This is a genomic window from Mycobacterium sp. 1165196.3 (assembly GCF_001673415.1).
Lineage (GTDB): Bacteria > Actinomycetota > Actinomycetes > Mycobacteriales > Mycobacteriaceae > Mycobacterium > Mycobacterium europaeum_A.
Genome location: NZ_LZLU01000068.1, coordinates 1 through 1,679, shown reverse-complemented (window position 1 = coordinate 1,679; position 1,679 = coordinate 1). Strand labels below are relative to the sequence as shown.

General features: G+C 68.5%; 2 protein-coding genes. One reads left to right on the top strand and one right to left on the bottom strand.

All coding sequences use genetic code 11. The features are described 5' to 3' along the window. Positions 1-987 (bottom strand): methionine--tRNA ligase (gene metG, locus A5659_RS06715; RefSeq protein WP_067179957.1); only part of this gene is annotated, 987 nt, incomplete at its 3' end. Between the two features lie 32 nt (positions 988-1,019). Here metG and A5659_RS06710 point away from each other — a divergent pair. Then, positions 1,020-1,679, top strand: a 660-nt coding sequence (locus tag A5659_RS06710) for a TatD family hydrolase (protein WP_067021774.1), incomplete at its 3' end; no start/stop codon positions are given.

The following is a 1,679-nucleotide window of genomic DNA, read 5'->3' as shown; positions in this document are numbered from 1 at the left end:
GCGCAGCAGGAAATAGCGCACCTGGTCGACGCCGAGCGTGTCGATCAGGTTGATCGGGTCGACCACGTTGCCCACCGACTTGCTCATCTTCTCGCCGCGGTTGAGCAGGAACCCGTGCGCGAAAACCCTTCGCGGCAGCTCGATTCCGGCCGACATCAGAAAAGCCGGCCAGTACACGGTGTGGAACCGGATGATGTCCTTGCCGATCATGTGCAAGTCGGCCGGCCAATAGCGCCGGAACCGTTCCGATTCGGTGTCCGGGTAGCCGACCCCGGTCAGGTAGTTGGTCAGCGCGTCGACCCAGACGTACATCACGTGGTCGGGGTGCTCGGGCACCTGCACGCCCCAGTCGAATGAGGTGCGCGAGATGGACAGGTCGCGCAGCCCGCCCGAGACGAAGCTGACCACCTCGTTGCGCCGCACGTCGGGTCCGATGAAATCCGGGTTCGCCTCGTAGTGGGCCAGCAGCTTGTCGGTGTAGGCCGAGAGCCGGAAGAAGTACGTTTGCTCCTCGGTCCACGTCACCGGGGCGCCCGTCTCGGTGGCCAGCCGGGTCCCGTCGTCGAGGAGCTCGGTCTCCGATTCGACGAAGAACCGTTCGTCGCGCACCGAATACCACCCCGAGTAGGTGTCCAGGTAGATGTCACCGGCGGCCGACATCCGGCGCCAGAGCTCCTTGGACGCCTCGTGGTGGTCGGGATCGGTGGTGCGGATGAACCGGTCGAAGGAGATGTTCAACCGTTCCTGCAGCCGCTGGAACACATCGGAGTTGCGCCGGGCCAGCTCGGCCGTCGGGATGCCCTCGGCCGCCGCCGTTTCGACCATCTTGAGGCCGTGCTCGTCGGTGCCGGTCAGGAACCGCACATCGAACCCGTCGAGTCGCTTGAACCGGGCGATCGCGTCGGTCGCGATGTACTCGTACGCGTGCCCGATGTGCGGATCGCCGTTGGGGTAGGTGATCGCGGTGGTGACGTAATAGGGCCTCATCGCCCTCAACCTTATTTGGGGGCCCATATTGTGTGCGCGTGAGCTCCAAACGTCAGCCGCCCCCGGCCCCCGAGCCGTTGCGCCCGCTCGTCGATGCGCACACGCACCTGGACGCGTGTGGCGCCGCCGACGCCGAGGGGGTGCGGGCCATCGTGGACCGCGCCGCGGCGGTCGGGGTTGGCGCGGTCGTCACGATCGCCGACGACCTGGACTCGGCGCGCTGGGTCACGCGCGCGGCCGAGTGGGACCCACGGGTCTATGCCGCGGTGGCGTTGCACCCCACCCGGGCCGACGCGCTCGACGACGCCGCGCGCGCCGAGATCGAGCGACTGGTGGCCCATCCCCGGGTGGTGGCCGTCGGCGAGACCGGCCTGGACCTCTACTGGCCGGGTCGGCTGGACGGTTGCGCCGAGCCGGCCGTGCAGCGGGAGGCCTTCGCCTGGCACATCGACCTGGCGAAGCGCTGCGGCAAACCGCTGATGATCCACAACCGGGACGCCGACTCCGACGTGCTCGACGTGCTGGCGGCCGAGGGCGCCCCGGACGCCGTGATCTTCCACTGCTTTTCCTCGGACGCGGCCATGGCCCGCCGCTGCGTGGACGCCGGGTGGCTGCTGAGCCTGTCGGGCACCGCGAGTTTCCGCAACGCGCACGCGCTGCGCGAAGCCGTTCCGCTGATACCGCCTGAACAG